Genomic DNA, 799 nt, shown 5'->3' with positions numbered 1-799 from the left:
TATAAAGAACCGACGTTTTGAACCAAGATGCCAATATCTGCAGGGATAGAGCCGCTAGGAACTTCCTTGTTGGTCAGAATCTTTATCAGCTGCTTTTCACCGCCCGACGGGTATTTCGTCGGGATTACTCGAATAACAATGTCCTTGTTCAGCGCGGCACTTTCCAACGCTTTAATGGCATCTGGCTTGTTATCTTCGATACCAATGATCGTCAGCTTTGGCTTAAGGATGTGTTCGACGATTTCGATACCCTGGATAAGCTCTTCGGCATGCTCCTGCATCAGTTTGTCATCGGCCGTGATGTACGGTTCACATTCTGCTGCATTTACAATCAGGATTTCTGTACGAGCAATGCCTGATTGGATCTTTTTCGCGGTAGGGAAGCCAGCACCACCCATCCCTGAAATGCCAGCAAGGCGAATAATGTCGATGAGTGCATCGGCGGATTCTTGAGTGTAGTCAGCGATAGGTGACTTTTCACACCAAGTATCTTGGCCGTCAGGAGTGATGACGGCGCACAATTCGCTCAAACCAGAAGGGTGAGCCACCGTTCGAGGCTCGATGGCAGTAATAGTGCCAGAAGTTGGCGCATGTACGGGTACTGTAAACCCAGTTTCTGATTGGGTTAAAGCTTGTCCTTTTAAAACGTGCTCACCAACAGAGACCAACAAGTTACCCGCTTTACCAATGTGCTGTTTCAGCGGAAGAATGATTTCAGCGGGAATGGATGCTCGCACTAAGTCGGCTTTATTGGATTGTTTTTTGTTTTCTGCCGGATGCACACCGCCTGGGAAGTCCC

General features: G+C 48.4%; 1 protein-coding gene. It reads right to left on the bottom strand.

What is annotated here, in order from left to right:
* Positions 1 to 799: electron transport complex subunit RsxC (gene rsxC / locus R7E78_RS25875; protein ID WP_318058575.1), on the bottom strand; the 799-nt coding region annotated here is incomplete at both ends.

This window comes from Vibrio sp. YT-19(2023), assembly GCF_033337395.1.
The sequence above is the reverse complement of the archived record's forward strand: the minus strand, read 5'-3'. Positions and strand labels throughout refer to the sequence as shown.